The 24,742-nt window shown below is 62.1% G+C and carries 22 protein-coding genes; 9 read left to right on the plus strand and 13 right to left on the minus strand.

The features are described 5' to 3' along the window. Nucleotides 1–12: 12 nt before the first annotated feature. The 7 genes from glgX to FHT70_RS12290 form a co-directional block, all read right to left on the minus strand. Nucleotides 13–2,169 carry a glycogen debranching protein GlgX gene (gene glgX / locus FHT70_RS12260; RefSeq protein WP_183701335.1) on the minus strand — a complete coding sequence of 719 codons (2,157 nt, stop codon included), beginning with the start codon at nucleotides 2,167–2,169 and terminating at the stop codon, nucleotides 13–15. 102 nt (nucleotides 2,170–2,271) lie between these two features. After that, nucleotides 2,272–3,066: an SDR family NAD(P)-dependent oxidoreductase gene (locus tag FHT70_RS12265; RefSeq protein WP_183701338.1), complete on the minus strand. Its 795-nt coding sequence runs from the start codon at nucleotides 3,064–3,066 to the stop codon at nucleotides 2,272–2,274. A gap of 341 nt (nucleotides 3,067–3,407) precedes the next feature. Continuing rightward, nucleotides 3,408–4,622 (minus strand): MFS transporter, encoded by a 1,215-nt coding sequence (locus tag FHT70_RS12270; protein WP_183701341.1) that lies wholly within the window; start codon nucleotides 4,620–4,622, stop codon nucleotides 3,408–3,410. A gap of 134 nt (nucleotides 4,623–4,756) precedes the next feature. After that, complete coding sequence (locus FHT70_RS12275; RefSeq protein WP_183701344.1) at nucleotides 4,757–5,239, minus strand: GNAT family N-acetyltransferase; 483 nt, start codon at nucleotides 5,237–5,239, stop codon at nucleotides 4,757–4,759. 49 nt (nucleotides 5,240–5,288) lie between these two features. Further along, entirely contained in the window at nucleotides 5,289–6,494 is a 1,206-nt protein-coding gene (gene pcaF, locus FHT70_RS12280) for a 3-oxoadipyl-CoA thiolase (protein ID WP_183701347.1), read from the minus strand. Nucleotides 6,495–6,504: 10 nt separating this feature from the next. Further along, a complete protein-coding gene (locus tag FHT70_RS12285) occupies nucleotides 6,505–7,194 on the minus strand; it encodes a CoA transferase subunit B (RefSeq protein ID WP_183701350.1) in 690 nt (229 codons plus the stop codon). After that, nucleotides 7,191–7,898 (minus strand): 3-oxoacid CoA-transferase subunit A, encoded by a 708-nt coding sequence (locus FHT70_RS12290; RefSeq protein WP_183701353.1) that lies wholly within the window; start codon nucleotides 7,896–7,898, stop codon nucleotides 7,191–7,193. The genes FHT70_RS12285 and FHT70_RS12290 overlap by 4 nt, the downstream gene beginning before the upstream one ends. Nucleotides 7,899–8,020: 122 nt before the next feature. On the opposite strand from FHT70_RS12290, the gene FHT70_RS12295 reads away from it, so the two are divergent. The 9 genes from FHT70_RS12295 (at nucleotide 8,021) to FHT70_RS12335 (ending at nucleotide 18,725) form a co-directional block, all read left to right on the plus strand. Then, nucleotides 8,021–8,779, plus strand: coding sequence for an IclR family transcriptional regulator C-terminal domain-containing protein (locus tag FHT70_RS12295; RefSeq protein WP_183701356.1), 759 nt, complete (start codon nucleotides 8,021–8,023; stop codon nucleotides 8,777–8,779). A gap of 198 nt (nucleotides 8,780–8,977) precedes the next feature. After that, nucleotides 8,978–10,048, plus strand: a complete 1,071-nt coding sequence (locus FHT70_RS12300) for an acyltransferase (protein ID WP_183701359.1) — start codon at nucleotides 8,978–8,980, stop codon at nucleotides 10,046–10,048. Between the two features lie 165 nt (nucleotides 10,049–10,213). Continuing rightward, entirely contained in the window at nucleotides 10,214–11,140 is a 927-nt protein-coding gene (locus FHT70_RS12305) for an ArsR family transcriptional regulator (protein ID WP_183701363.1), read from the plus strand. 211 nt (nucleotides 11,141–11,351) lie between these two features. After that, nucleotides 11,352–12,860 carry an alpha-N-arabinofuranosidase gene (locus FHT70_RS12310; protein ID WP_183701366.1) on the plus strand — a complete coding sequence of 503 codons (1,509 nt, stop codon included), beginning with the start codon at nucleotides 11,352–11,354 and terminating at the stop codon, nucleotides 12,858–12,860. Nucleotides 12,861–13,040: 180 nt separating this feature from the next. Continuing rightward, complete coding sequence (locus FHT70_RS12315; RefSeq protein ID WP_183701369.1) at nucleotides 13,041–14,945, plus strand: ABC transporter substrate-binding protein; 1,905 nt, start codon at nucleotides 13,041–13,043, stop codon at nucleotides 14,943–14,945. Between the two features lie 117 nt (nucleotides 14,946–15,062). After that, complete coding sequence (locus FHT70_RS12320) at nucleotides 15,063–16,067, plus strand: ABC transporter permease (RefSeq protein ID WP_183701372.1); 1,005 nt, start codon at nucleotides 15,063–15,065, stop codon at nucleotides 16,065–16,067. A 3-nt stretch (nucleotides 16,068–16,070) separates the two neighbouring features. Further along, nucleotides 16,071–16,928, plus strand: coding sequence for an ABC transporter permease (locus FHT70_RS12325; protein WP_064808333.1), 858 nt, complete (start codon nucleotides 16,071–16,073; stop codon nucleotides 16,926–16,928). A 1-nt stretch (nucleotide 16,929) separates the two neighbouring features. After that, a complete protein-coding gene (locus tag FHT70_RS12330) occupies nucleotides 16,930–17,919 on the plus strand; it encodes an ABC transporter ATP-binding protein (RefSeq protein WP_183701375.1) in 990 nt (329 codons plus the stop codon). Nucleotides 17,920–17,966: 47 nt separating this feature from the next. Continuing rightward, nucleotides 17,967–18,725: an ATP-binding cassette domain-containing protein gene (locus FHT70_RS12335; protein ID WP_183701493.1), complete on the plus strand. Its 759-nt coding sequence runs from the start codon at nucleotides 17,967–17,969 to the stop codon at nucleotides 18,723–18,725. A gap of 162 nt (nucleotides 18,726–18,887) precedes the next feature. Here FHT70_RS12335 and FHT70_RS12340 read toward each other — a convergent pair whose 3' ends face one another. The 6 genes from FHT70_RS12340 to FHT70_RS12365 form a co-directional block, all read right to left on the minus strand. After that, entirely contained in the window at nucleotides 18,888–20,165 is a 1,278-nt protein-coding gene (locus FHT70_RS12340) for an abortive infection family protein (RefSeq protein WP_210282810.1), read from the minus strand. Between the two features lie 310 nt (nucleotides 20,166–20,475). Further along, nucleotides 20,476–21,882, minus strand: a complete 1,407-nt coding sequence (locus FHT70_RS12345; RefSeq protein ID WP_183701378.1) for an FAD-binding oxidoreductase — start codon at nucleotides 21,880–21,882, stop codon at nucleotides 20,476–20,478. A 4-nt stretch (nucleotides 21,883–21,886) separates the two neighbouring features. Beyond that, on the minus strand, nucleotides 21,887–22,741 hold the full coding sequence (locus tag FHT70_RS12350; RefSeq protein ID WP_183701381.1) for a PfkB family carbohydrate kinase: 855 nt from the start codon (nucleotides 22,739–22,741) through the stop codon (nucleotides 21,887–21,889). Beyond that, entirely contained in the window at nucleotides 22,741–22,899 is a 159-nt protein-coding gene (locus FHT70_RS12355) for a hypothetical protein (protein WP_183701383.1), read from the minus strand. The genes FHT70_RS12350 and FHT70_RS12355 overlap by 1 nt, the downstream gene beginning before the upstream one ends. A gap of 19 nt (nucleotides 22,900–22,918) precedes the next feature. After that, nucleotides 22,919–23,779 carry a carbohydrate ABC transporter permease gene (locus FHT70_RS12360; protein WP_183701385.1) on the minus strand — a complete coding sequence of 287 codons (861 nt, stop codon included), beginning with the start codon at nucleotides 23,777–23,779 and terminating at the stop codon, nucleotides 22,919–22,921. Beyond that, nucleotides 23,776–24,741 (minus strand): sugar ABC transporter permease, encoded by a 966-nt coding sequence (locus FHT70_RS12365; protein WP_183701388.1) that lies wholly within the window; start codon nucleotides 24,739–24,741, stop codon nucleotides 23,776–23,778. Before FHT70_RS12365 ends, FHT70_RS12360 begins: the two co-directional genes overlap by 4 nt. Nucleotide 24,742 lies beyond the last annotated feature (1 nt).

The following is a 24,742-nucleotide window of genomic DNA, read 5'->3' on the forward strand; positions in this document are numbered from 1 at the left end:
GTTGGCGACCTGCTATTTGCCCCAGCGGCCGAGCTGAAACCACCGGCGCCGCTGGGCTTTGGTCGCCCCTTCCGGCGGTTGGGTCTGGCCTGTTGGCGCGAAGACGGCCACGCTCTGGGTATAGACCATGACGGGATTGACCTCGTCGTGTACATCGAAAGCACCGGTCTCAGCTCCGGTGTCGAGAACCCGTGACCACTGTTTCAGTCCGTTCACGATGGGCAGATGAACTTCGCAATCACTGCCGGCGTTGAAGACGAGGAAGAGGTCATCCATCTTCTCTGTATCGAGTGCGTGCACGCTCTTCGAGAAGTACACGCCGAGGACCTGCAATCCATCGTCGTTCCAGGCCGCATCGTCCATGAAATTACCGTCCGGCTTGTACCAGGCGATCTCGATGCGCCCGTCCTCGGTGGTCTCACCGGTCAGGAACCGCTCCTGGCGCAGGACGGGATGGGCCTTGCGGAAGGCGACCGCCTGCCTGCAGAAATCGAGGAAGGGATCCTCGAGCCCATCCCAACTCGTCCAGCCGATCTCATTGTCCTGGCAATAAGCATTGTTGTTGCCGCCTTGGCTATTGCCGAGCTCGTCGCCGGCCAGGATCATCGGCACGCCCTGCGAAAGCATCAGCGTCGCCATCATGTTGCGGCGGCGGCGTGCGCGTGCCGCGTTAATATCGGCATCATCGGTGGCGCCCTCGAAGCCCATATTGTCGGAATGATTATCCGAATGCCCGTCCCTGTTATCTTCGCCGTTCGCCTCGTTGTGCTTGCCGTCGAAGGAAACCGTATCCATCAGCGTGAAGCCGTCATGAGCCGACAGAAGATTGATCGAGGAGGTCGCGCCCCGATCGGAATGGTTGAATTGCGGCGCCGAACCGGTGATGCGCGCCGCCAGCTCCGAAACCATGCCGCCGTCGCCCTTCCAGAAACGGCGCACGTCGTCGCGGAACTTGTCGTTCCACTCACGGAAGGGGTGCGGGAAACCGCCGACCTGATAGCCGCCCGCGCCGATATCCCAAGGTTCGGCGATCAGCTTGACGCCGGCAAGGATCGGATCCTGGCGAATGGCGCCGAAGAACAGCCCCTGGCGGTCGAATTCCAGATCCTGTCGCCCGAGTGTGCTGGCAAGATCGAAACGGAAACCGTCGATATGCATGACGCCGACCCAATAGCGCAGGCTGTCGAGCACCATGCGCATCACCATCGGATTGGCGACATTGAGCGTGTTGCCGGTTCCCGTCGTATCGAAGGTATGGCGGGGATCATCGGGAGAGAGGATGTAATAGCTCGCATTGTCGAGCCCGCGGAAGGACAGCGTCGGCCCTTTCTCGCTGCCTTCGGCCGTATGATTGTAGACCACGTCCATGATGACCTCGATCCCGGCCGCATGGAACCTCTTCACCATGGTCTTGATCTCGGTGATCTTGTCACTCGACAGGTAGCGCGCCTGTGGCGCGAAGAAGCCGAGCGTCTGATAGCCCCAATAGTTCCTTAGCTTCTTTTCAATAAGATAGCGGTCGTCGAGGAAATACTGGATCGGCAGCAGCTCGATCGCGGAAATGCCGAGTTTGACGAGATGATCGATGATCGGATCGCTGCACATGCCGAGAAAGGTCCCGCGCAGCCGGTCGGGCACTTTCGGATGCGTCATCGTCAGGCCGCGCACGTGCGCTTCGTAGATGATGGTATCGGTCCAGGGCCGGCGGATCGCCTCTTCCCCCGCCCAGTCGAAATCAGGATCCTGCACGACGCCCTTGACCATGAAGGGCGCACTGTCGCGGTCGTCGAAGGTCAGATCGTCCTCACCGATCCGATAGCCGAACAGCGCATCATGCCATTGCAGCTCGCCCGTCACCTGCTTGGCATAGGGATCGAGCAGCAGCTTGTTCGGATTGAAGCGATGGCCGGCGCCCGGATCATAGGGGCCATGGGCGCGATAGCCGTAGACGGTGCCCGGTTCGATACCGGCGATATAGCCCGACCAGATGTCGCCCTCGCGTTTGGGCAGGGGCAGCCGGGCAATCTCATCCTTTCCGTCGGGGGAAAACAGGCAGAGCTCGATCTGTTCCGCATGCGCCGAGAAGACGGCGAAATGAGTGCCGGAACCCGTATACTCCGCCCCCAGCTCCGGCTTGAGGAAGTCGAGTTCCGAAAATGAAAAGCTCATGGCGCCCCGCCTGATGAAAAGACCAAGCGGGAAACGTGAAGGTGGTTCGAAAGTTCCGTAGCCCCGGGGAAAGCGGACGCTGTCGTTTGCCGATCGAGGCGTCTACGGCATCAGCTGGCCGCCGTTGACCTCGATGACCTGGCCGGTGATGTAGCCCGAGAGCGTCGGCGAAGCGAGGAAGAGATAGGCTCCGACGCAATCCTCAGATGTGCCGACGAAGCCCATCGGGATCGATCTGCGCTGCAGCTCCATCTGCTCATCATTGGTATAACGCTCGTGGAAAGGCGTGGCGATGACACCCGGCGCCACCGCGTTGACGCGGATCCTGTCGGCGACGAACTCCTTCGCATGGCCGCGCGTGATGGTCGAGACGAAGCCCTTGGAGGCGGCGTAGAGGACCGCGCCATTGCCGCCGCCGTTGCGGGCGGCGATCGATGTGGTGTTGATGATGAAGCCGCCCTGTTTCTTCAGCCAGGGATGGGCCGCGCGCGTCGCCGCCAGCACCGAGCGGGCATTGAGGTCCATCACCGCGGCATAATGGGCGTCTGTATATTCGGAAGTCGGCTTACGCCCCAGCATGCCGCCGGCATTATTGATGAGCCCGTCGAGATGGCCGAAGGTCTTCGCCGTCTCCTCGACGACACGCTCCGTCTCCCCCTCCCTCGACACGTCGCCCTGGATCAGATGCACGGTGCCGCCGGCGGCGCGGATTTCTTCTGCGAGCTTCTCGGCCGGCTCACGGCTGGCATTGTAATGCACCCCGACCTTGGCCCCTTGAGCCGCAAAGGCGCGGGCGAGCGCCGCGCCGATCCCGGTCGAGGCGCCGGTGATCAGCACGGCCTTGCCGGCGAGATCCGGCAGTCTGATGGATGCGAGCAATTGAGCAAGTTCTGTCATGGCCAAGAAGCCTCCCGAAAAACCAAGGACATAGGTGATGAAACAGACGGGGGAAGTCTATCAGCCGAAATCGGCGAAGGGCAATGCACGAAAGCGGGAGATTTGGCTCGTGGGTGATGACATGGCTAGTGGGTTCGGACGGCTTGGCTGCCCCTCACCCTAACCCTCTCCCCGTAAACGGGGCGAGGGGACGTGCCACGCGAGAGGTCAGAGGAGAATGGAGACTGCGACATGGTCCCTTCGCCCCGCGTGCGGGGGTCCGAAGGACGGGTCGAGACCCGTGGCTCGACCCGGTCGGTGCCGGCAGGCGGATGAGGGGCGGACCTCGCCGATCTCCACCCTCAAGAAGACACGCCCAAGACCGCCTCCTGTTCGCGGCGGACAAGCGGCGGAAATGCGAGCGCGATCGCCGCTGCCCCGAGCCCGACCATGGCCGAGCCGATGAACAGCCAGGAATAGTTGGCGAAGGTATCGAAGATCCAGCCGCCGATCAGCGGGCCGAAGGCCATGCCGAGGCTGGAGAGCATCGTCGCCGCACCCAGCACGGTGCCGATGATGCGCTGGCCGAAATATTCCCGCGCCAGCACCGCATAGAGCGGCATGACCCCGCCATAGGCGCTGCCAAAGACGATGGCGAGCGCATAGAACTCCGTCAGCTCGCTGACCAGCAGATAGGTCGCCAATGCGCCCGCCTGCACCAGCAGGCCGGCGACGAGGACCGGCTTCACGCCGAGCCTGTCGGCGAGGCTGCCATAGAGCAGCCGGCCGCCGAGGCCCGCCAGGCCTTCGACACTGTAGATGCTGACGGCCGCCATCGGTGCGACGCCGCAGATCGTCGCATAATTCACCATGTGGAAGATCGGGCCGGAATGCGCCGCACAGCAGGCAAAAAAGGTGAGGCCAAGCACGATGAATTGCGGTGACCGGAAGACTTTCGAGAGCTGTGGCCGGGCGCCCGCCGCGGCAAATTCGGTGCCGGCATCGACGGCTTCGGCAGGCGGGCGCCTGACCAGCAGGGCGGCCGGCACCAGCAGCACCCAGGTGGCAATGCCGATGATCAACATGGCGGGGCGCCATTCATAGGCCGAGATCAGCCAGCGCGCGAAAGGCGAAATCGTCATCGGCGCCACCCCCATGCCGGCGGAGACGAGCGACACGGCAAGCCCGCGGTTCACGTCGAACCAGGCGGTGGTCGCCGCGATCATCGGCGCGAAGAAAGCGCTGGCGGCCAGTCCGACCAGAATGCCGTAGGTCAGCTGGAATTCGATGAGTGTTACGGCGCGGCTGGCGAGCACCAAGGCCAGGCCGAGCAGCACGGACCCGACCAGCACGACGATGCGAGGGCCGAAACGGTCGCTCGCCGCACCCCAGAGGAAACCGCCGAGACCCATGACGAGGAAATTCAGCGTCATGGCGCTGGCGATCCCGACATGCGACCAGCCGGTGGCGGTGGCGATCGGCTCCTGGAAAATCGCCAGCGAGAACATTGCGCCGATGGCGACGCACGACATCAGGGCGCCGACGGCGACGATGACCCAACGATAGGAAACACTCATGGCTTCATACCTCCATGCCGACAGAGTGATCGCGACGCGTGCAGCCGGTCGGCCACTTTCCGCGCCTTGCGATTAAAGACGTTCGAAGCACCGCGATTTCGACAGCGCCGTCACATCTTTTTTCCACCGGCCGTTTAGAGCGTGCGGAACATCACCAAGGCGTCAACATAACTCTCGGTTGGATGCAGGAAGACGCCGGGCAGCCGGCCGACGATTTCGAAGCCGAGGGATTGCCACAGCGCGACCGCGCGGCGATTGCTGCTGACGACGAAATTGAACTGCATGGCCCGAAAGCCCCGTGACCGGGCATGCTCGAGCGAATGTTCGTGCATGCGGCGGGCGACGCCGCGGCCGCTCGCGGCGGCATCGGTCATGTAGCCGCAATTGCAGACGTGGCGCCCGCCGCCCGACTGATTGGCCTTGATGTAGTAAGTGCCGAGGATGACGCCGTCCTCTTCCGCCACGAAGGTCTCGCGGTCCGCTCCCATCCAATAGGCGAGCGCGTCTGCTTCGGAGAGATCGCGGTCGAGCGCATAGGTCTCACCGGCGCGGATCGTCGGACCGATGATCCGCCCGATGGCGCTTCGGTCGTTATTGGCTGCGGGTCGGATCAGCATGCCCGATTTTTACAGAAGCCCGATATGGCGCGCAACAGGCGCTGCGTTCTCACACTCTTTCGAGCGCGATCGCAATCCCCTGCCCCACACCGATGCACATGGTCGACAGCGAATACCGGCCGCCGGTTTCGGCAAGTTCCAGCGCCGCCGTGCCGGTGATGCGGGCCCCCGACATGCCCAAGGGATGGCCGAGCGCAATCGCGCCGCCATTGCGGTTCACCCGCCGGTCGTCATCGGCAATGCCGAGTTCACGCAGCACCGCCAGCCCCTGGCTGGCGAAGGCCTCGTTGAGCTCGATCACGTCGAACTGGTCCTGTATCATGCCGAGCCGCGCCATCAGCTTGCGTGAGGCCGGGATCGGCCCGATGCCCATGACCCGCGGCGGAACCGCGGCGGCAGCACCTCCGAGGATGCGGGCGATCGGCGTCAAGCCGTATTTTCGCGCCGCGGCTTCTGAAGCGACGATCAGCGCCGCCGCCCCGTCATTGACGCCTGAAGCATTGCCCGCCGTCACCGTGCCTCCTTCCTTCTTGAAAGGGGTGGCGAGCTTCGCCAGAGCCTCGATCGTCGTCGCGCGCGGATGCTCGTCCTTCTCGACGACGATGGACTCACCCTTGCGCTGGGGAATGGTGACCGGGACGATCTCCTTGGCCAACCGTCCGCTCGCCTGGGCTGCCGCCGCCTTCGCCTGGCTGCGCAGCGCGAAGGCGTCCTGATCGGCGCGGCTGACATGATAGTCGGCGGCGACGTTCTCGCCCGTCTCCGGCATGGAATCGACGCCATACTGCTTCTTCATCAGCGGGTTGACGAAGCGCCAGCCGATCGTCGTGTCGTGAATTTCGGCGGCCCGCGAAAAGGCCGTCTCGGCCTTCGGCATGACGAAGGGCGCGCGCGACATGCTCTCGACGCCACCGGCGAGCATCAGTTCCGCCTCGCCGGCGCGGATGGCGCGCGCCGCCGTCATCACTGCATCCATGCCGGAGCCGCAGAGCCGGTTGATCGTCGTGCCCGGCACCGCGATCGGCAAGCCGGCCAAGAGCGCCGACATGCGGGCGACATTGCGGTTGTCCTCGCCCGCCTGGTTGGCGCAGCCGAAGATCACGTCGTCAACCGCTTCCCAGTCGACGCCGCCGTTGCGCGCCATCAGCGCCGTCAGCGGAATGGCGCCGAGATCGTCGGCGCGCACTTGGGAAAGTGAGCCGGCGAAGCGGCCGATCGGCGTCCTGATATAGTCGCAGACGAAGGCTTCGGTCATGGCTGTTTCCTTAGAGTTTCGGAACGACGAGATCGGCCACCGGGCCCTCGACGTGCAGTCGCGCGCCGGTCATCGCCTGCAGTTCTTCCAGCGAGATGGCTGCGAGCTTCTCGCGCAGGACGAAGCGTCCCTCGACGATGTTGATGACGGCGTAGCTCGTATAGACGCGGGTGATGCAGGCGACGCCGGTCAGCGGGAAGGTGCATTTCTCCACCAGCTTCGGTTCGCCTGTCTTGGTGACGTGTTCGGTGATGACGCAGACCTGCTTGGCGCCATGCACCAGGTCCATGGCGCCGCCGACGGCCGGCACGCCCTTGCTGCCGACCCGCCAATTGGCAAGATCCCCATTCTCCGCGACCTGATAGGCGCCGAGGATCGCGACGTCGAGATGGCCGCCGCGCACCATGGCGAAGCTGTCGGCGTGGTGGAAGAAGGCCGCCCCCGGCTTCAGCGTCACCGCCTTCTTGCCGGCGTTGATCAGATCCCAGTCCTCTTCACCTTCGGCTGGCGGCTCGCCAAAATTGAGGATGCCGTTTTCGGTGTGGAAGATCGCCTGACGGCCGGGCGGCTGATAGCGGGCGACCATTTCGGGAAAGCCGATGCCGAGATTGACATAGGCGCCGTCGGCAATGTCCTGCGCGGCGCGCCAGGCGATCTGCGCATTGGAAAGTTTGATGTCGTCCCTGATATCGACGGTCATACGTAGACCACTCCGGCTCGGATGAGCTCTTCTTCCTGCTGCGGATGGGGCACGGCGACGAGACGGTCGACGAAGATGCCGGGGGTGACGACATGCTCGGGATCGATGCCGCCGGCCGGCACGATCGACGAGACCTGGGCGATCGTCCTGGCGGCCGCCATGCACATCAGCGGATTAAAATTGCGGCCTGCCTTGTTGTAGGTGAGGTTGCCGTGGACATCGCCGACCGCAGCCTTGACGATCGCGAAATCGGCTTTCAGCCAGCGCTCCTGCACATAATGGCGGCCGTCGAATTCGGCTATGACCTTGCCTTCCGCGAGTTCGGTGCCGTAGCCGGTCGGCGTATAAAAGGCCGGAATGCCGGCGCCGCCGGCCCGGATGCGCTCGGCGAGCGTGCCCTGCGGCACCAGCTCGAGCTCGATCTCGCCGGCCAGGTATTTTTCGGTGAAGGCGCGCGGATCCGAGGAGCGCGGAAACGAGCAGATCATCTTCCGGACCAGGCCGGCATCGATCATCGCGGCAATGCCGATGCGGCCGTTGCCGGCATTGTTGTTGATCACGGTCAGGTTTTTCGGACCCTTGTCGATCAAGGCATGGATCAGCTCGATCGGCGCGCCCGAGCCGCCGAAGCCGCCGATCATGACCGTCGCGCCGTCGCGGATCTCGGAGACGGCCTCAGCCGTGCTCGCGATTGTCTTGTCCATGGGATCTCCTCAGCCCGTCTGCTGTCAGAAGTATACCGCCGCAGGAGCAGCCGCAAGATATTTTGTGCGATATTTGACATTTGTTCGTATATCGCACACAATGCTGGCGGAGGATCGAATCCATGCGCGAAACGGATTTCGTCAGCGGCTTTGACCGCGGCCTGAAAGTCATCGAGGCCTTCGGCGAAACGCGGCAGCGGCTGTCGATCGCGGAAGCCGCGAAGCTGACCGGGCTCGACCGCGCCACGGTGCGGCGTTCGCTGCTGACGCTCGCCGAGCTCGGCTATGCCGATTATGACGGCAAGTTCTTCACGCTGACGCCGAAGATCCTGCGGCTCGGCCATGCCTATCTCGCCGCAACGCCGCTGCCGGCGCTCCTGCAGCCGCATCTCGACCTTCTCTCGGAAAAGTCCGGCCAGAGCGCCTCGGCCTCGGTGCTCGACGGCACCGAGATCGTCTACATCGCTCGCGCCGCGCAACGAAGGGTCATGTCGATCAATCTGACCCCCGGCAGCCGCCTGCCCGCCTATTGCGCCTCGATGGGCCGGGTGCTGCTGGCGGCCCTATCGGAGACCGAGGCGCGCGCCATCCTGGCCAGTAGCGAGCTGAAGCAGAACACGGCCAATACCAAAACCGATCCGGACGAACTGATCGAAGAATTCCGCCGGGTGCGCGCAGAAGGCTACGCCGTCATCGATCAGGAGCTGGAGATCGGCCTCTGCTCGATTGCCGTGCCCGTTGAAAACGACCGCGGCGAAACAATCGCGGCGATCAATATCGGCGCCCCGGCCGCCCTCGTTCCGGCGGCCGATATGAAGGCGCGTTATCTCAAGCTTCTGCAGGCGGCGCAGGCGGCGCTGCGGCCGCTGCTGCACCGGTGACAACAGCGGGTACTACGCGTGCCGGAACCCTCGCCATCCTACGCCCTGGTCGCCGGACCGAGCTGAGCCACCTGTCAGAGGCGCATTTGGGTTGGATCGGAGAGTATCTCAGCTCAGCCGCGTTTTCACACCGGCTCGTGACAACATTCCAAACTCCCCTTAATGGTTTGTTAGCTTTGGAAGCGCCGGAGGTTTCGCATGCACGGGGGCGATGGCAAGAAGGCATTTTACCCGAACTTCAACATGATCAGGCTCGTCGCAGCCTCGACGGTGATCTTCTCGCACGCCTTCCTTATCGTGGAAAAGACCTCGGCGAACGAGCCCTTCGAGCGGTTGTTCGGAGAGGGCAATATCCTCGGCCTATTCGGCGTCTATGTGTTTTTCATCACCAGCGGCTTCCTCGTCACGCAGAGCGCGCAGTTCGGCAGCGCGGGTGGTTTTCTCTGGCGGCGGGCGCTGAGAATATACCCGGCGTTCATCGTCTGCACCCTGCTCAGCGTCTACGTCCTGGGCGCCCTGTTCAGCCCGTTGGGCGTCAGTGGCTACTTGCTGACATCGCTTCATCTGAAGACGGCGTTGCATTCGCTGCTCGACCCGAACTTTGGCATGACCCTGCCGCATGTGCAGTTTTATGATCCGGCAATCTCCTGGCTCGCCACCTCCGTCAACGGCTCTCTCTGGACGATCGGGCAGGAAATCTTCTGCTACCTGATCGTCGCGGGATTGATGGCAATCGGGCTTCTGCGAGCCCCGCTCATGGCACTTGCCGTCGCCGTGGGCGTGACATGGCAGCTTTTCTTCGATCATCCGTGGCCAAACATACGCTTCCTGACGGATTTCACCTTTATCGCTCCCTATTTCTTCTGCGGTTCGCTTCTCTGGTTCGTGATGGAAAAGCGGCAGCCCAGCATTGTCCTGGCATTGGTCTTCGCGGCGCTCGGCGTGCTCTTCCTCGTCTTCTGGCCCGGCTATCTTTACGGCCGCATGTTGTTCGCCTATCCGCTTGTCTACATCGCGACTTCGCCCTCCATTCGCCTGCCGACTCTCGAACGATTGGGCGACATCTCCTACGGGACCTATCTCTATGGCTGGCCGGTGGAGCAGGTGATGAACCATGCCCTCGGCCAGTACAGCACCTGGTGGGCCGTCTTTGCCCTTTCGCTGCCGACAGCGTGGTTGCTCGGCTGGCTTTCATGGCATCTCCTGGAGAAACGTGCGCTGCGCCTGAAGCGCACCCCGCTCCTCCAGCGACAGCCTGTCGGCCCTTGAGAAAAGCTGACTTCCGACCCACAGTTCGCAGCGACGTCTGACGCTCTGTTTGTCGCAGCCGGACCTTGGCGCGTGATTGTTCTCGCTTAGCGCATCATTCCGAACTACTCCACTTGATGCATCATAATTTCCGATATACATCATTCTATCGGAAACTATGGGGAAATGATGGAACGCTCGTTTCTAACGATTGCCGCCGGCGAGAATAGTGAGGCGATACGGGCGCTTTCGGCGCCGGCGCGGATCGAGATATTGAAGCTGCTCTGCGCCAAGGGGCCACTCAATATCAACGATATCGCCCAGACGCTTTCCCTGCCGCAATCGACCGTCGCCACCGGCATCCAGATCCTGGAAGATGCCGGACTGGTCGATTCCCGGCTGGCCAAGGCGCGCAAGGGCAACCAGAAGATCTGCTCGGCGGTCTATAGCGAGATCCTGATCAGCTTCGAGGAAAGTGCGGCGCAGCGGGCTAACAATATCATCGAGGTCGAGATGCCGGTCGGGCTTTATACGAGCTGCGATGTGCATGCGCCCTGCGGTCTCTGCTCGACCGAGAGCGTCATCGGACCGCTCGATGTGCCGGACTATTTCCTCGATCCGCAGCGCATGCAGGCCGGGCTGGTGTGGTTCGGCCGCGGTTATGTCGAATATAAATTCCCCAACAATGCCAAGGTGTTGAACAAGGATATTCGCGCTATCGAATTTTCGCTGGAGCTGTCATCCGAAGTGCCCGGCACCAATCCGGACTGGCCCTCCGACATCACGCTCTGGGTCAACGGCATGGCGATCGGCACCTGGACCTCGCCCGGCGATTATGGCGACAAGCGCGGCGCCTTCACGCCGGCCTGGTGGAAGCTCGAAGGTTCGCAATACGGGACGATGAAAACCTGGCGGATCTCGACGCGCGGCACATTCATCGACGGTATCGCCGCATCGAATATCACGCTCAGCGATCTGGCGCTCGGCCAGCATTCGTCGATCCGCCTGCGCGTCGGCATCGCCGAAAATGCCGGCCACACAGGCGGCGTCAATATTTTCGGCCGCGGCTTCGGCAATCACGGCCGCGACATCACCATGCGGCTGCATGTCTGAAAACATAATATCGGATATCCTGATTTAAAAATCGCATTTATTTCGTGTTTCAGGGGTCTCTAAACTTAATCAAGCCATTGTATTTCAATATCTTTCCTTCGGATTGGCATTAGTATGATTAAATCCGCCTTTCGGTTGACATCACGACATTCCTGATATCAAGTTAGAGGCACGAAAACAAAAATCCTGATACATAAACGGGGAGGATCCGTTGAAGACGAATGTCGTTGCCCACCGCGATTTCCGCATCGCGACCATTGACGCCAGGCTCTACAGCTCGTTTCTCGAGCATCTCGGCAGAGCGATCTACGGCGGCATCTATGAGCCCGGACATCCGACAGCCGATGAAGACGGCTTCCGCCGCGATGTGCTCGATCTGGTGCGCGAACTCGATACGCCCTACTGCCGTTATCCCGGCGGCAATTTCGTCTCGGCCTATAATTGGGAAGACGGTGTCGGTCCGCGCTTGGAACGCCCGGTGCGCCTCGACCTTGCCTGGCGCACCCGCGAGGCCAACCAGGTCGGCGTCAACGAATTCGTCGACTGGTGCAAGAAGGCCAATACCAAGCCGATGCTGGCCGTCAATTTGGGATCACGCGGCCTCGACGCTGCCCGCAACTTCCTCGAATATTGCAACCATCCCGGCGGCACCTACTGGTCGGACCTGCGCCGCAAGCACGGCTGGTCCAATCCGCATGATGTGAAACTCTGGTGCCTTGGCAACGAGATGGACGGCCCCTGGCAGGTCGGTCACAAATCGGCCTATGAATATGGCCGGCTGGCGGACGAGACGGCCAAAGCCATGCGCGGCTTCGACAAGTCGCTCGAGCTCGTCGTCTGCGGCTCGTCGAATTCCGACATGAAGACCTATCCGCAGTGGGAGGCCGAGGTTCTCGACCAGTGCTATGACAGCGCCGACTACATCTCGCTGCATATGTATTTCGCCAACCGCGAAAAGAACACCCTGAATTACCTCGCCCGGGCGACCAAGCTCGACCGCTACATCACCACGATCGGCGGCGTCATCGATTACATCAAGGCGAAGAAGCGCTCGAAGAAGACGATCGGCATTTCCTTCGACGAATGGAACGTCTGGTATCATTCCAACCAGCAGGACAAGGAGATCCTGGCGCGCGATGAGTGGCCGGATGCGCCGCATCTGCTCGAGGACGTCTATAATTTCGAGGACGTGCTGCAGGTCGGCGGCATCCTCAACACCTTCATCCGCCGCTCCGACCGGGTGCGCATCGCCTGCATCGCCCAACTCGTCAACGTCATCGCCCCGATCATGACCGAGGATGGTGGTGCGGCCTGGCGCCAGACGATCTATTATCCCTTCTATTACGCCTCGCGCTATGGCCGCGGATCGGCCCTGCAGCTCGTCGTCGACGGCCCGACCTATGACAGCGACGAGGAGAACGAGGTTCCCTATCTCGACGTCTCGGCGGTGCATTCCGAGGATGGCCGGTCGCTGACCTTCTTTGCCGTCAACCGCCACCCGGATAGCGCGCTCGATCTCGACGTGCGGCTGGAAGGTTTTGGCGGCGCTCGGCTGATCGAGCAGGTGGAGATGACCCATGGCGATCTCGAAGCCGCCAACACGGCGCGGCGGCCGGAGACGGTCGTGCCCGCCAAGGTCGAGACGGCAAGGATCGAGGATGGACGGGTGCGGGCGGCGCTGAAACCGCTGTCCTACAACGTCATCCGGCTGTCGGTGTGACAGCCGCCGCCGGTGCCGATCGGCCCGGCTGAGAAATCGGCCCCCTGCGAGGAGGCAGGCGGCCGGAGGATGGTTCGCCGAAGCGTCAGGCTCACAAGCCCGCTTCTGCGAACCGACAACCGCGACATGCCCCTGCGTGCCTCGAAGGCCGCCGCATCGTCGCTTACAAGGGAGGAGTTCATGCAAAAGTGGAAGAGGTTTGCATTCGGCTTCGTGCTGGCCACGCTCGGCCTGACCGCGGTGGCCGGAGCCCAAGACTATACCTCCTTGCCGCGCAAGGAGACGCTCATCGTCGAAAATCCGGAAGGGACGATCAAGAATCCCGGCTGGTTCAACATCTGGGTCAATGGCGGCGGCGGGGTTTCGACCGGCCTGCAGCAGCTGACCATGGATACGCTCTGGTATATCGATCCCGAACAGGGGCTTGGCGGTGCGGCCTGGGACAATTCGCTCGCCGCCGACAAGCCGCAATATAATGCCGACTTCACCGAAATGACCGTGAAACTGCGCAAGGGGCTCTATTGGAGCGACGGCGTGGAATTCACCGCCGATGACGTCGTCTATACCGTCAAGACGCAGATGGACCATCCCGGCATGGTCTGGAGCGCGGCCTTCTCGGTGCAGGTGGCCAGCGTCGAGGCGACCGATCCCCAGACCGTGGTGTTCAAGCTGAAGAAGCCGAATTCGCGCTTCCATGCGATCTTCACCGTGCGCTGGAACGGCGCCTGGATCATGCCGAAGCATGTGTTCGAGAAGGTAGAAGATCCGCTGCGCTACGATTTCGCCAATCCCGTCTCGCTCGGCGCCTACAAGCTGAAGGCCTACGATCCGCAGGGCAAATGGTATACCTGGGAGAAGCGCGACGACTGGCAGCGCACCTCGCTTGCCCGCTTCGGCGAGCCGGCTCCGAAATATGTGACCTATACCGATCCCGGCCCGCCGGATAAGCGCACGATCGCCCAGCTCGAGCACAATCTCGATATCATCCATGACAACACGCCCGAGGGCATGTTCACCCTCAAGGAGAAGTCGAAGACTGTTGATACCTGGTTCCCGGGCTTCCCCTTCGCCCATCCGGATCCGACGCTGCCGGCGGTGATCTTCAACACCCAGGAAGCGCCCTTCGACAAAGCCGATGTGCGCTGGGCGCTGGCCCTGCTGATCGACATCAAGGCCGTCGACATGGCGAGTTATCGCGGCGCGGCGACGCTTTCCGCACTCGGCGTGCCGCCGACGGCGGCGACGATGAAAGACTATCAGGCGCCGATGCAGGACTGGCTGAAGGATTTCGAGATCGATACCGGCAAGAGCAAGATCAAGCCCTATGACCCGACGGTCGGGCAACAGATCGCCGATATCCTGCGCAAGCAGCCGAAGTTCAAGGACCAGATCCCGACCGATCCGGAAGCGATCAGCGGTGCCTTCGGCTACGGCTGGTGGAAGCCAAACCCGAAAGCGGCCGGCGAACTGCTGGAGAAGGCCGGCTTCAAGAAGTCAGGCGGCAAGTGGCTGACCCCGGATGGACAGCCCTTCAAGATCCGCATGACGGTGGAAGGCGACACACGCTCGGTCTTCACCCGCGCCGGCACGCTGATTGCGCAGCAATGGGCGGCCTTCGGCATCGACGCCAAAGCCGTGCCGGCCGCGAAGCTCTGGCAGACGGCGCTGCAGCCCGGCGATTTCCAGGTGGCGATCGCCTGGAGCGTTGAAACCTGGGGCGGCGATCCCGACCTCTCCTTCTTCCTCGACAGCTGGCACTCGCAGTTCGTCGCCAAGAAGGGTGAGGTGCAGCCGCCTCGCAACTGGCAGCGCTGGTCCAATCCGGAGCTCGACAAGATCATCGAGAGCATCCGCGGCATCAGCGCCGACGATCCGAAGGGCATGGAGCTCGGCAAGGATTATCTGAAGCTGGTCGCCCGCGAAATGCCGACGATCCCGCTGATGTCCTATAACGTCTTCACCTCGATGGATACGACCTATTGGACCGGCTATCCCACCATCAAGGACCCCTATACGGATCCGGTGCCGAACTGGGCGAATTCGCGGCTGATGATGGTCAAGCTGAAGCCGGCTCAACCGCAATAACCCTCCCAACGCCGGCGCGTGAGCCATCGCGCCGGCCCCCTCATCGGCGGGCATGCGCCCCGGCTGCCATGCTCGTCGATCCTTTCAAGAAGGGAAGCAGAGAGGAACCACTGCCTTATGACGCCCTATCTGATCTTTGTGCTGAAGCGGTTTGGTCAGTTTCTGCTCGTCGTCTTTCTCGGCGTGACGATCACCTTCTTCGTCACCCACCTGACCCCGATCGATCCGGTCGAAGAAAGCATAGGCGCCATCACCCAGATGGGTCAGTCCGATCCCAATGCGATCGAGCTGATGCGCCAGTCGCTGCGCGAGCTTTACGGCATGCAGGGCTCGATCTGGCAGCAATATCTGCATTTCTGGCTGCGGCTTGCGACCGGCGATCTCGGCCCCTCGCTCTCGGCCTTTCCGACCCCCGTCTCCACCATCATCCTGCGGTCGCTGCCCTGGACGATCGGGCTGATGACGGTGTCGACGCTGATCACCTTCGTGCTCGGCAATGCGATCGGCGCGCTTGCCGGCTATTACCGCAAGGACATGGTGCTGAAGGCCGTCAGCCTCGTCTTCATCGCCATGCTGCCCATCCCCTATTACATTCTCGCTTTCGTGCTGCTCATCGTCTTCGGCTTCATCTGGCCGGTGCTGCCGATCAATGGCGGCTATGAGATGAACGCCAATCTCGACCTCTCCTTTGCCCTGGTCATCGACATCCTCAAACACTCCATCCTGCCGGCCTTGTCGCTGATCCTGGTCGGCGCCGGCAGCTGGCTGATCGGCATGCGGGCGCTGGTGTCCAACATCATCACCGACGACTATGTCGTCTTCGCCGAGCTCGGCGGCGTGCCGAAGGGAAAGATCCTGCGCTCCTACATCGCCCGCAACGCCATGGTGCCGCAATTCACCGGGCTTGCCATGTCGCTCGGCGCGATCTTCAACGGCACTGTCATCACAGAAATCGTCTTCGGCTATCCCGGCATCGGCAATCTCTTGATCGAAGCGGTGCATGCCGGCGACTACAGCCTGGTGCTCGGCCTCAGCGCGCTCTCGATCGTCGGCGTAGCCGCCGCCGTCTTCATCATCGACGTGCTGAGCCCGCTGATCGATCCGCGCATCAAGGTGGAATAGGCCATGTTTACCATCATCCGCGACCTCGCCCGCCAGAACATGGAATTTCTCTGCGGCCTGCTGCTCTTTGCCGTCATTGTCGGCCTGGTGATCCTGTCCTATTTTTCGCCCTATGGCGCGACCGACATCTATCTCCTGCCACCCGATATGCCGCCGGACGGCGAATATTGGCTGGGCACGACATCGCGCGGCCAGGACGTTTTCTGGCAGCTGACGATCGGCCTTCGCAACACCCTCTATTTCGGCATCGGCGTCGCCTTTCTCTCGCGCATCATCTCGCTGGTGGTCGGGCTGGTGGCCGGTTATGCCGGCGGCGCGGTCGACCGGGTGCTGATGGCGATCAACGACAGCGTCATGGTCATCCCGCAATTTCCGCTGTTGATCCTTTTCTATTTCGTGCTGAAGGACAACATGACCTGGGTGGCGCTGATCGTCATCATGGCCTCGCTCGGCTGGTCCTATGACGCGCGGCTGATCCGCTCGGTGGCGCTCGGCCTGAAGAGCCGGCCGTTTACCACCCAGAGCGTCTATTCCGGCATGACGATGCGCAAGATCCTGGTCGAGGAGCACCTGCCCTATGTGCTGCCGATCGTCTTCGCCACGACGATGAACAACATGATCTGGTCGATCGGCATGGAGATCACGCTTTCGGTGCTTGGGTTCACCGATATCGAGACGCCGACCATGGGCATGATGATCTACTGGGCCAATGCGCATTCGGCGCTGATCTCGGGCATCTGGTGGTGGGTGGCCGCCCCCGTCGCCGTCATCGTCATTCTCTTCCTGGCGCTCTTCCTGCTCTCCATGTCGATGAACGAATACAATGATCCGCGCAGCCGGCTGAACCGGATGGGAAGTTAGCATGGAGAATCTGGTCGAAATCGACAACTTGAAAGCCTATTACCGCGCCTTCCTCTATGGCGTCGATCGCGAGGTGCGCGCCGTCGACGATATCAGCCTGACGATCCGCCGCGGCGAGGTCTATGGCGTCGCCGGCGAATCGAGCAGCGGCAAGACGACGCTGATCAGGACCATTGCCGGCGCCATCCGGCCGCCGCTGCGGGTCGTCTCCGGCAGCGTCAAATTCCACTTCGGCGGCGGCACCCAGGATCTCTATGCGATGACGCCGGAGGAGCGCGTGGCGCTGCGCTGGAAGCATCTCTCCTACATCATGCAAGGCTCGATGAATGTGCTCAATCCGGTGCGCCGGATCCGCCATTCCTTCACCGATTTCGCCTTCCGCCACATGAAGGTGAGCAAATCCATCTTCTTCGAGAAGGTCGCCAACCACCTGCAAAGGCTGAAGCTCGATCCGCAGCTGCTCGACGCCTATCCGCACGAACTCTCCGGCGGCATGCGCCAGCGCATGACCATTGCGCTTGCCACCATCCTGACGCCGGAATTCATCATCGCCGACGAGCCGACAACGGCGCTCGACGTCATCGTGCAGCGCGACGTCTTGTCGATGATCCGCGACATCCAGCGCGAGATGTGCTCGTCCTTCCTGTTCGTCACCCATGACATGGGGGTGCACGCGACGGTCTCCGACCGCATCGGCATCGTCTATGCCGGGAGGCTGGTCGAGGAGGCGCCGACGGCCAAGCTCTTCAGCGCGCCGCTCCACCCCTATACGCAGCACCTCGTCGGCAGCCTGCCGAAGATCGGCGACCCCACCACCCGGCCCTCGCTGGAGGGACGGCCGCCGAACCTCGCCATGCCGCCGGAAGGCTGCCGTTTTCACCCGCGCTGCCCGAAGCGCATGGAGATCTGCTCACAGAAGGTTCCGCCCATGGTCACCGTCGCGCCGGAGCGGCGGGTGGCGTGTTTTGCGGTTACGGGGGATCAGGTTTGACTCTGCTTAGCCTCTCGCATGTGACGAAAATCTACCGCCAGGGCGGCATGCTCGGCCGGCGGCTGATCACCGCCGTCAAGGACGTCAGCTTCGAGATCGGCGACGAGCCGGAGATCCTCTCGATCGTCGGCGAATCCGGCTCGGGCAAATCGACGGTGGCGGCGATGATCCTCGGCCAGGCCGAACCGACCGAAGGCGAACTGCAATTTGCCGGCAAGACCGTCGCCATCCACAGCCGGGCCGAACGCACCGCCTTCATGAAGGAGGTGCAGCCGGTGCTGCAAAACCCCTTCGAAGCCTTCAACCCGCTGAAGCGGGTGGACCGCTACCTCTTCGAGACCGCCCGCAACTTCTCCGCCTCCGGCAGCCGGCCGGACCGGCGGGAGGTGGAGAAGATGGCCGACGCCGCCCTCCACCATGTCGGCCTGACGCTGGAAGAGGTGAAGGGCCGCTTCCCCCACGAACTCTCCGGCGGTCAGCTCCAGCGCGTCGCCATCGCCCGCGCGCTGATCCCCGAGCCGCGCCTGCTGGTGGCAGACGAACCGGTCTCGATGGTCGACGCGTCGCTGCGCATGGCGATCGTCAACCTGTTCGGCCGGCTGAAGAACGAGCTTGGCCTTTCGATTATCTACATCACGCATGATCTGGCGACGGCCTATTACGTCAGCGACAATATTATCATCATGCGCAAGGGTGAGATCGTGGAACGCGGGCGGGCGCGGGCGGTGCTGGATGATCCGCAGCATGCGTATTCGCGGGCGCTGAAGGATGCGGTGTTGGCGGCGAAGTTTGATGAGGTGGTGTAGTTCGCAGTAGCTGACATCAGCTTGTCTTGATGCAATGTCTAATCTCGCGCTGCTTGCGGACTGTCGGCTTTCGGGCTGTGTAAACGAAAGCAGACACATGACCGGTTCTCGATGGTCGCCATTCGCGACTGCTACCGTCAGATTGCCGATATCCGGCTGCATTTAAGTCGGTTCGTTGCGCCGAGTGTGTGTCTCGGTGACAAAATCTATGAATGCAACAGCGGCACCGACAGCAAGGCGAGCATGACGAGGTTCAAGCCCTCTGTGCTGTCCGTCTCTACCATGACCGGAGCCATATAGCCCTCGCAACTCCGCCAGATATTGAGTGAGCGACCCCAGATTTCGCAAGATCAACCGGACGGTCTCCGCTCCTTTTGCCTCGTCCGAAATACCTTCTGGGACTAACCGCAATTCCTTCGCCAAAGTTTTCGTAAGGTCCGGGAGATCGGCCTTCTTAGACACCTCGACACCTCGTTTTGCAAGGATACTCTTGCAGCATGACTCGACGAGTTCCTTTGCCGTTCCGATAGCCAGTGCAGGATCGCGTTCTACGGATTGCTCCAAGCGCTCGATCTCCTTTTGCATCCAAGCGGCGTCAAGGGCGTCTGCAACTGTCCTTGCTCTCGACACCGAACGAGCGCTCGTTCCTTGGAAGCGCATCGCGACAAAGCGCGGACGGCCCGCGATTTTTTCCTCCTCCACCAAATGCCACCCTTCTCGGCGCAATTGATCGTTAAACTGCTGAACTAGCGCCAAGGCCTCGTTCCGATCCGGCCGAACAACGGGGTGAACCATTTCGCATAGGAACCGAAGAAACAGCTCGGTCGGCCCATGCAAAAGATTGAAGTGCGAGTCGCCGTAGACCCAATCATTATCCCAATCATTGTTGTTGACGCGATGCTGCCAGATATCTCCAGCGGCATCTTTGAAGCGGTTGTCAAAAGAGCGAAGCTTCTGAAGATCATACAGTCTCTGGAGAAACTCGACTTCGTCCAGTCGTCCACTCCAGAATACTGAATCAAGCCTAAGCCCATCGAAAATGTTCTGCCGGGCGGTGACTGATACTTCTCCCTCGCGACTACGCCAATCTTCCTGTTGGGTTATCCTAGGGGCGATTTTTACCCCAAACCAGTCGGAAGTATATTGTTCAAGGATCGGATTGAGCCGCGCTGAAATCTGTTCCTCCAGCCCTTCTCTTTTCGTTCCAAGGCGGGCGTATTCCGCCGGCTCGATTAACAAATATATCGTCCATATCGCAGTCCCGCCGTTCCAGTTGTCGTACCCAGTCTCATCTATCCTTGGGGTCGACCTCTTAAGAATGTCAGCGGCCTCGTCCATACCTTCCGCAAGCAGCATATCGCATTCGGTAGCGAGGTATAGTTCAGGGTCGGCGGCTATGTCTTTGATGGTTTCTTCTCGTCCGAGCAGAGGGGCTGCCACGCCTCGATATTGGTTTGTAGGACGGCCCCCACATCAAAGTGAAGCATGGATGCGTCTCTCGGGACGTATTCACAAGATCCGTTTGCACCCCTGCACAATTTTTATTCGTTGTTCTTCTTAAGTTCTCTATCGTGCAAAGGCAGCCACTAGCAGGCGCGCTGGTCGATACGGTGGTCACTACTGCCACCTAGCCTGAAGGCAGCTTCCGAAAGAACGAACCGTTGCGACGATCTTCACGGCCGCCACGCCGGCGACGCGTCTCTTTGGCTCCTTTTCGGCCGCCGCCTCATGGCAGTCGCAACACCACACGTCAGCGGCCGGGCTTCAATTCGGAGATGTAGCGTACAATCGGGTTGACCTGCCGGTTCTCAATCTCGGCATCGTTGCGCAGGCGGATCGCCTTGCGGACGAGCCTGGCGCCGAGATAGCGGATCGGCTCCGGCGGCAGCGGCTTGCGCTTTTCAAGTCCGACAAGGCGGCTGCGGCTCCATTGATCATCCCGGCCGAGCACCAGACTTGCGAGGATGCGGCCCGCCACGGGCGTCTGGGCGATCCCGGTGCCGTTGAAGCCGATGCCGAAGAAGATATTGGGCTGGCCGGTGAGATGGCCGAAGATCGGCAGGTGATCTGCGGTGCAGTCGATCGGGCCCGACCAGTCGTGCTCGATCTTCACTGTTCCCAGTTCGGGATAGACCCGGTCCAGCTCGCGCCTGTTGTCAGCGCCCTTTTCCGTACCGCGATTGAAGGAGGGACCGATCCGATCGGCGTAGGCGATCTTGCCGCTGCCGCGGCCGAAGATCACCCGCCCCTCCGGCGTGCGCTGGTAATAGAGCACATGCGCCTGCGCGTCACAGATCGATTCGCCGCCCATCCACCCCAGGCGCTGAAGCAGATCCGGCACAGGTTCCGTGGCGACGATCTGGCTTTCGACCACATAGATGTAGCGCAGGAGCTCGGGAATGGATGCAAGCCAGGCATTCGCCGCCAGCACGACGCGGCCAGCGCGAAGGCGGCCCTGCGGCGTGTGCAGGGTGGCGACGGCGCCCGGCTCGATCGCGGTCACGGGCGTCTTTTCGTGGATGATCACATGGCGCGCGAGAGCGAGCCGGCGCAGGCCCGCGGCGAGCTTTGCCGGCTGCACCGTTCCTGCCCGCATTTCGGCAATGCCCAGATAGGAGGCGCGGGAGCCGGTGCGGCGGGCAATCTCGCCGGCATCGAGCCGGGTGAAGCGCGCTTCGCCCTGGGCCTCCGCCATATCAACCGCCTTCCGCCATGCGCCTTCCTGGGCCCTGGCGCTTGCCGTCCACAGCCATCCATCCAGCCTGAGATTCATGTCGATCGCGCCGCTTGCCTGCAGGGCCTCCAGCTCGTCGATTGCATCGGCAGTCGCCCGGCAGAGCGAAAGCGCCTCCGTCTCTCCCACCACCTCGGCGAGAAGATCAATCTCGGCAAACCAGGAGTGGACCTGGCCGCCATTCCGACCGGATGCCCCTGCCCCGCAGTAATCCGCTTCGAGCAGGACGATCTTGAGCCCGGGATCCTGCTCCTTCAGCCGCAGCGCCGTCCATAGGCCCGTATAGCCGCCGCCCACAATGGCAACATCGGCGACCTGATCGCCCTCGAGCGGCGTGGTGACGGGGGCGGCACCGGCGTCCTGGAGCCAGAAGGAGCGGTCCGCGCCGTGCGCCAGGACCGGCGGTCTCAAGGTGTAGCGCATGATGTCAGCCCTCCGCGGCAGACATTTCGGCGGCATATTTCTGCGGGAGCCATGGCGGAATGGCAGCGAGCCTCTGCGGGAAACCCCCTTCGTGCAGGCAGGTCCCGGCGGCCGCATCGGTTGCGAGGCGCATGGCCGCCGCGGCATCCATGCCTTTCAGAAGATGCGCGACAATAAAGGTGGCGATGAAACTGTCGCCGGCGCCGCAGGTATCGACGACATCGACTGGTCGCGCCGGCACATGGACGAGCTCCGCACCGTCGTCGAAGGAGGCGCCACGCGGGCCGCAGGTCAGGACGATCCTCGCGGCGCCACGATCCTTCAAGGCTCCGATGACCGGCTCGACCGGCACGTGCGGCTCATCCGGCCCGGATGCGAAGACCAGCGGCACGCCCTTGAGATCCAGTGACTGGTGCGCCGTCGAGACGTCGATGCTGAAGCGAATACGGTCCTCAATCAGCCGCTCGATGAGCTCGGCGCTGGAATTGGTGCCGAGGTGAACCCAATCGGCCCGGCGCAGCGCTGCATAGCGCTCCGGAGACGGAACGTAATTGCGCCCGACCCCAAGATCCTCAAGCAGGAACCTGCGGTCGCCATTGTGCTCCAGGAGCAGGGTGACGGCAGTGGCGCCGTCGCGCCGCTCCAGGTCCGCCCCAGGCAGACCGACGGCTTCGATCGCCTTGGCGATCAAGTCGCCCTCGGCATCCTTGCCGACCACGCCGAAATAGCGGGCATCGCAGCCTTGCCGATGCCACTGCGCCGCCACATTAAGCGCATTGCCGCCGACAGCCATGCTGTTCTTGCTGAGGTAGACGTCCAGGCAGTTGTCGCCAACTGCAATCAGCCGCATCGCCGCCATCACGCGACCTCCCCTGTCTGCTGGAGATAAGGCGCGATCCCCCGAAGTTCGATTTCGGCGAAGCCGAAGCCGCGGATGATTTCCGCGACCTTTTCGAAGGGATAGCGCTGAAAGCTGAAATTGGCGCCGATCAGCTGCCTGGCCGAGAGTTTTGGCACTTCCGGTTTCCTCATGAAATCACTTGCCGATGCCTTCGGTGAGGCCGCGGATGAAATAACGCTGGGTGAAGAAGAAGATGACGACGATCGGCAGCGCCGAGATGGTCATGGCGGCGAAGACCTCGGCGAAATTGGTGCCATGCTTGGCCATCAGCGAGGTCAGGCCGACCGGCAGGGTCTGCACGTCGATCTGGTTGGTGAAGATCATCGCGAAGATATATTCGTTCCAGGCAAACAGGATGTGCAGGATGATGCTGGAGACGATGATCGACCGGCAGAGCGGCAGCATGATCTTGCGGAAGATCTGCCCGTGGCTGGCGCCATCGATCATGGCCGCCTCGTCCAGATCGCGCGGCAAATCGAGCATATAGGCGCGGATCAGGAAGGTGGTGAAGGGCACGCGGAAGGCCGTGTAAAGGATGATCAGCGCCCAATGCGTATTGTAGAGGCCAAGGCTCTGCATCATCTGCACGAGCGGCACCAGCGCGACGGTCGGGCTGAGCATCATGCCGCCGAGCACGAAGCCGATGATGACAGGCTTGCCGAACATCTGAGTGCGGGTCAGGCCATAGGCGGTCCAGGCACTGATGAAGACCGTGGTGATTGTGGAAACGACGGTCACCAGCAGGCTCGAGAACAGGAAATTGCGCACACCCTGGTTCCAGGCCGCGACGTAATTGTCGAAGGACCAGCGGTCGGGAAGCGCGAAGGGATCGCTGAAGATCTGGCTGTTCGACTTGAAGCCGCCGAGCGCCATCCAGACCAGCGGGTAGACGACGAGAATGCCCGCCGCCACCAAGAGCGCCATCAGGACGCCCTTGCCGATGACCAGCCAGGGGTTGCGCAGCGACGCGCCCGCAGGAATGACCACCGCGCTCATGCCTCCACTCTCCGCCTCTTGGTGTACCAGAGCTGGAGCAGGCCTGTCGTCAGGGTGGCGAGGAAGATGACCACGCCGATTGCGGCCGCATAGCCCATATCGTTCTGATTGAAGCCCTGCTCGTAGAGCCACGTCCCCAGCACCTGGCTCGAATTGTTCGGCCCGCCGCCGGTCATCACCATGACTTCGTTGAAAACCTGGAAGGCGCCGGCAATGGTGACGATGATCATCATGCCGGTCATTTCGCGGGTGAGCGGAAAGGTGATGCAGAAAAGCTGGCGGAGCGGCCCGGCCCCATCGACCGTGGCGGCATCGTAGAGTTCGCGCGGGATCTTCTGGATGGCGATGGTGAAGAGCAGCGTGGAATAGCCGAAGCCCTGCCACTGGCTCATCGCGATGATCGCGTAAATCGCCGTGCGCTCGTCACCCAGCCAGGTATAAGACAGGTTCTGCAGCCCGAGCAGATGCAGCAGGGCGTCGAGAAGGCCGATATCGGGCTGGTAGATGAAATAGAAGAGCAGGCCGGTGACCGTGGTGGAGATTGCCGAGGGAATGAAATAGACGGCCCGCCAGAAATTCCGCCAGGCGCGGCTCCTGAGCCCCTCGATGATGGCGGCAAGCACGAAGGCGGCGAAGACCTGAAAGAGGACGGAGAGCACGGCATAGAGGCCGTTATTGGTCAGCGCCCGCCAGACGACCGGATCGTCGAGCAGCCGGCGGTAATTGTCGAGCCCGACGTAAGCGACCTCGCCGGTGAAGATGTCCTGGGTGGTCGTGCTGACAAACAGGTTGTCGACGATCGGATAATAGACGAACCAGCCGACGATGATCAGCGCCACGATGCCCCAGCGCAACGCCGCCAGCTGCTGCAGCAGGCCGTGCCGCAGCCATCTCCTGCGGTTGGAGACGGCGCCGCTGAGGGCGGCACCGTTCGTTGTCGGGGTTGCCGTTACGCTCGCCATC

It is taken from the genome of Rhizobium sp. BK049 (assembly GCF_014193135.1).
Lineage (GTDB): Bacteria > Pseudomonadota > Alphaproteobacteria > Rhizobiales > Rhizobiaceae > Rhizobium.

Bases quoted from the DNA above. Each gene is read 5' to 3' on its own strand.
- FHT70_RS12315 (WP_183701369.1), top strand. From the start codon at position 13,041: ATGCAAAAGTGGAAGAGGTTTGCATTCGGCTTCGTGCTGGCCACGCTC.
- FHT70_RS12345 (WP_183701378.1), bottom strand. From the start codon at position 21,882: ATGCGCTACACCTTGAGACCGCCGGTCCTGGCGCACGGCGCGGACCGC.
- FHT70_RS12270 (WP_183701341.1), bottom strand. From the start codon at position 4,622: ATGAGTGTTTCCTATCGTTGGGTCATCGTCGCCGTCGGCGCCCTGATG.
- FHT70_RS12330 (WP_183701375.1), top strand. From the start codon at position 16,930: ATGGAGAATCTGGTCGAAATCGACAACTTGAAAGCCTATTACCGCGCC.
- glgX (WP_183701335.1), bottom strand. From the start codon at position 2,169: ATGAGCTTTTCATTTTCGGAACTCGACTTCCTCAAGCCGGAGCTGGGG.
- FHT70_RS12285 (WP_183701350.1), bottom strand. From the start codon at position 7,194: ATGACCGTCGATATCAGGGACGACATCAAACTTTCCAATGCGCAGATC.
- FHT70_RS12325 (WP_064808333.1), top strand. From the start codon at position 16,071: ATGTTTACCATCATCCGCGACCTCGCCCGCCAGAACATGGAATTTCTC.
- FHT70_RS12335 (WP_183701493.1), top strand. From the start codon at position 17,967: ATGCTCGGCCGGCGGCTGATCACCGCCGTCAAGGACGTCAGCTTCGAG.
- FHT70_RS12265 (WP_183701338.1), bottom strand. From the start codon at position 3,066: ATGACAGAACTTGCTCAATTGCTCGCATCCATCAGACTGCCGGATCTC.
- FHT70_RS12305 (WP_183701363.1), top strand. From the start codon at position 10,214: ATGATGGAACGCTCGTTTCTAACGATTGCCGCCGGCGAGAATAGTGAG.
- FHT70_RS12275 (WP_183701344.1), bottom strand. From the start codon at position 5,239: ATGCTGATCCGACCCGCAGCCAATAACGACCGAAGCGCCATCGGGCGG.
- pcaF (WP_183701347.1), bottom strand. From the start codon at position 6,494: ATGACCGAAGCCTTCGTCTGCGACTATATCAGGACGCCGATCGGCCGC.
- FHT70_RS12360 (WP_183701385.1), bottom strand. From the start codon at position 23,779: ATGAGCGCGGTGGTCATTCCTGCGGGCGCGTCGCTGCGCAACCCCTGG.
- FHT70_RS12350 (WP_183701381.1), bottom strand. From the start codon at position 22,741: ATGGCGGCGATGCGGCTGATTGCAGTTGGCGACAACTGCCTGGACGTC.
- FHT70_RS12295 (WP_183701356.1), top strand. From the start codon at position 8,021: ATGCGCGAAACGGATTTCGTCAGCGGCTTTGACCGCGGCCTGAAAGTC.
- FHT70_RS12290 (WP_183701353.1), bottom strand. From the start codon at position 7,898: ATGGACAAGACAATCGCGAGCACGGCTGAGGCCGTCTCCGAGATCCGC.
- FHT70_RS12320 (WP_183701372.1), top strand. From the start codon at position 15,063: ATGACGCCCTATCTGATCTTTGTGCTGAAGCGGTTTGGTCAGTTTCTG.
- FHT70_RS12300 (WP_183701359.1), top strand. From the start codon at position 8,978: ATGCACGGGGGCGATGGCAAGAAGGCATTTTACCCGAACTTCAACATG.
- FHT70_RS12365 (WP_183701388.1), bottom strand. From the start codon at position 24,741: ATGGCGAGCGTAACGGCAACCCCGACAACGAACGGTGCCGCCCTCAGC.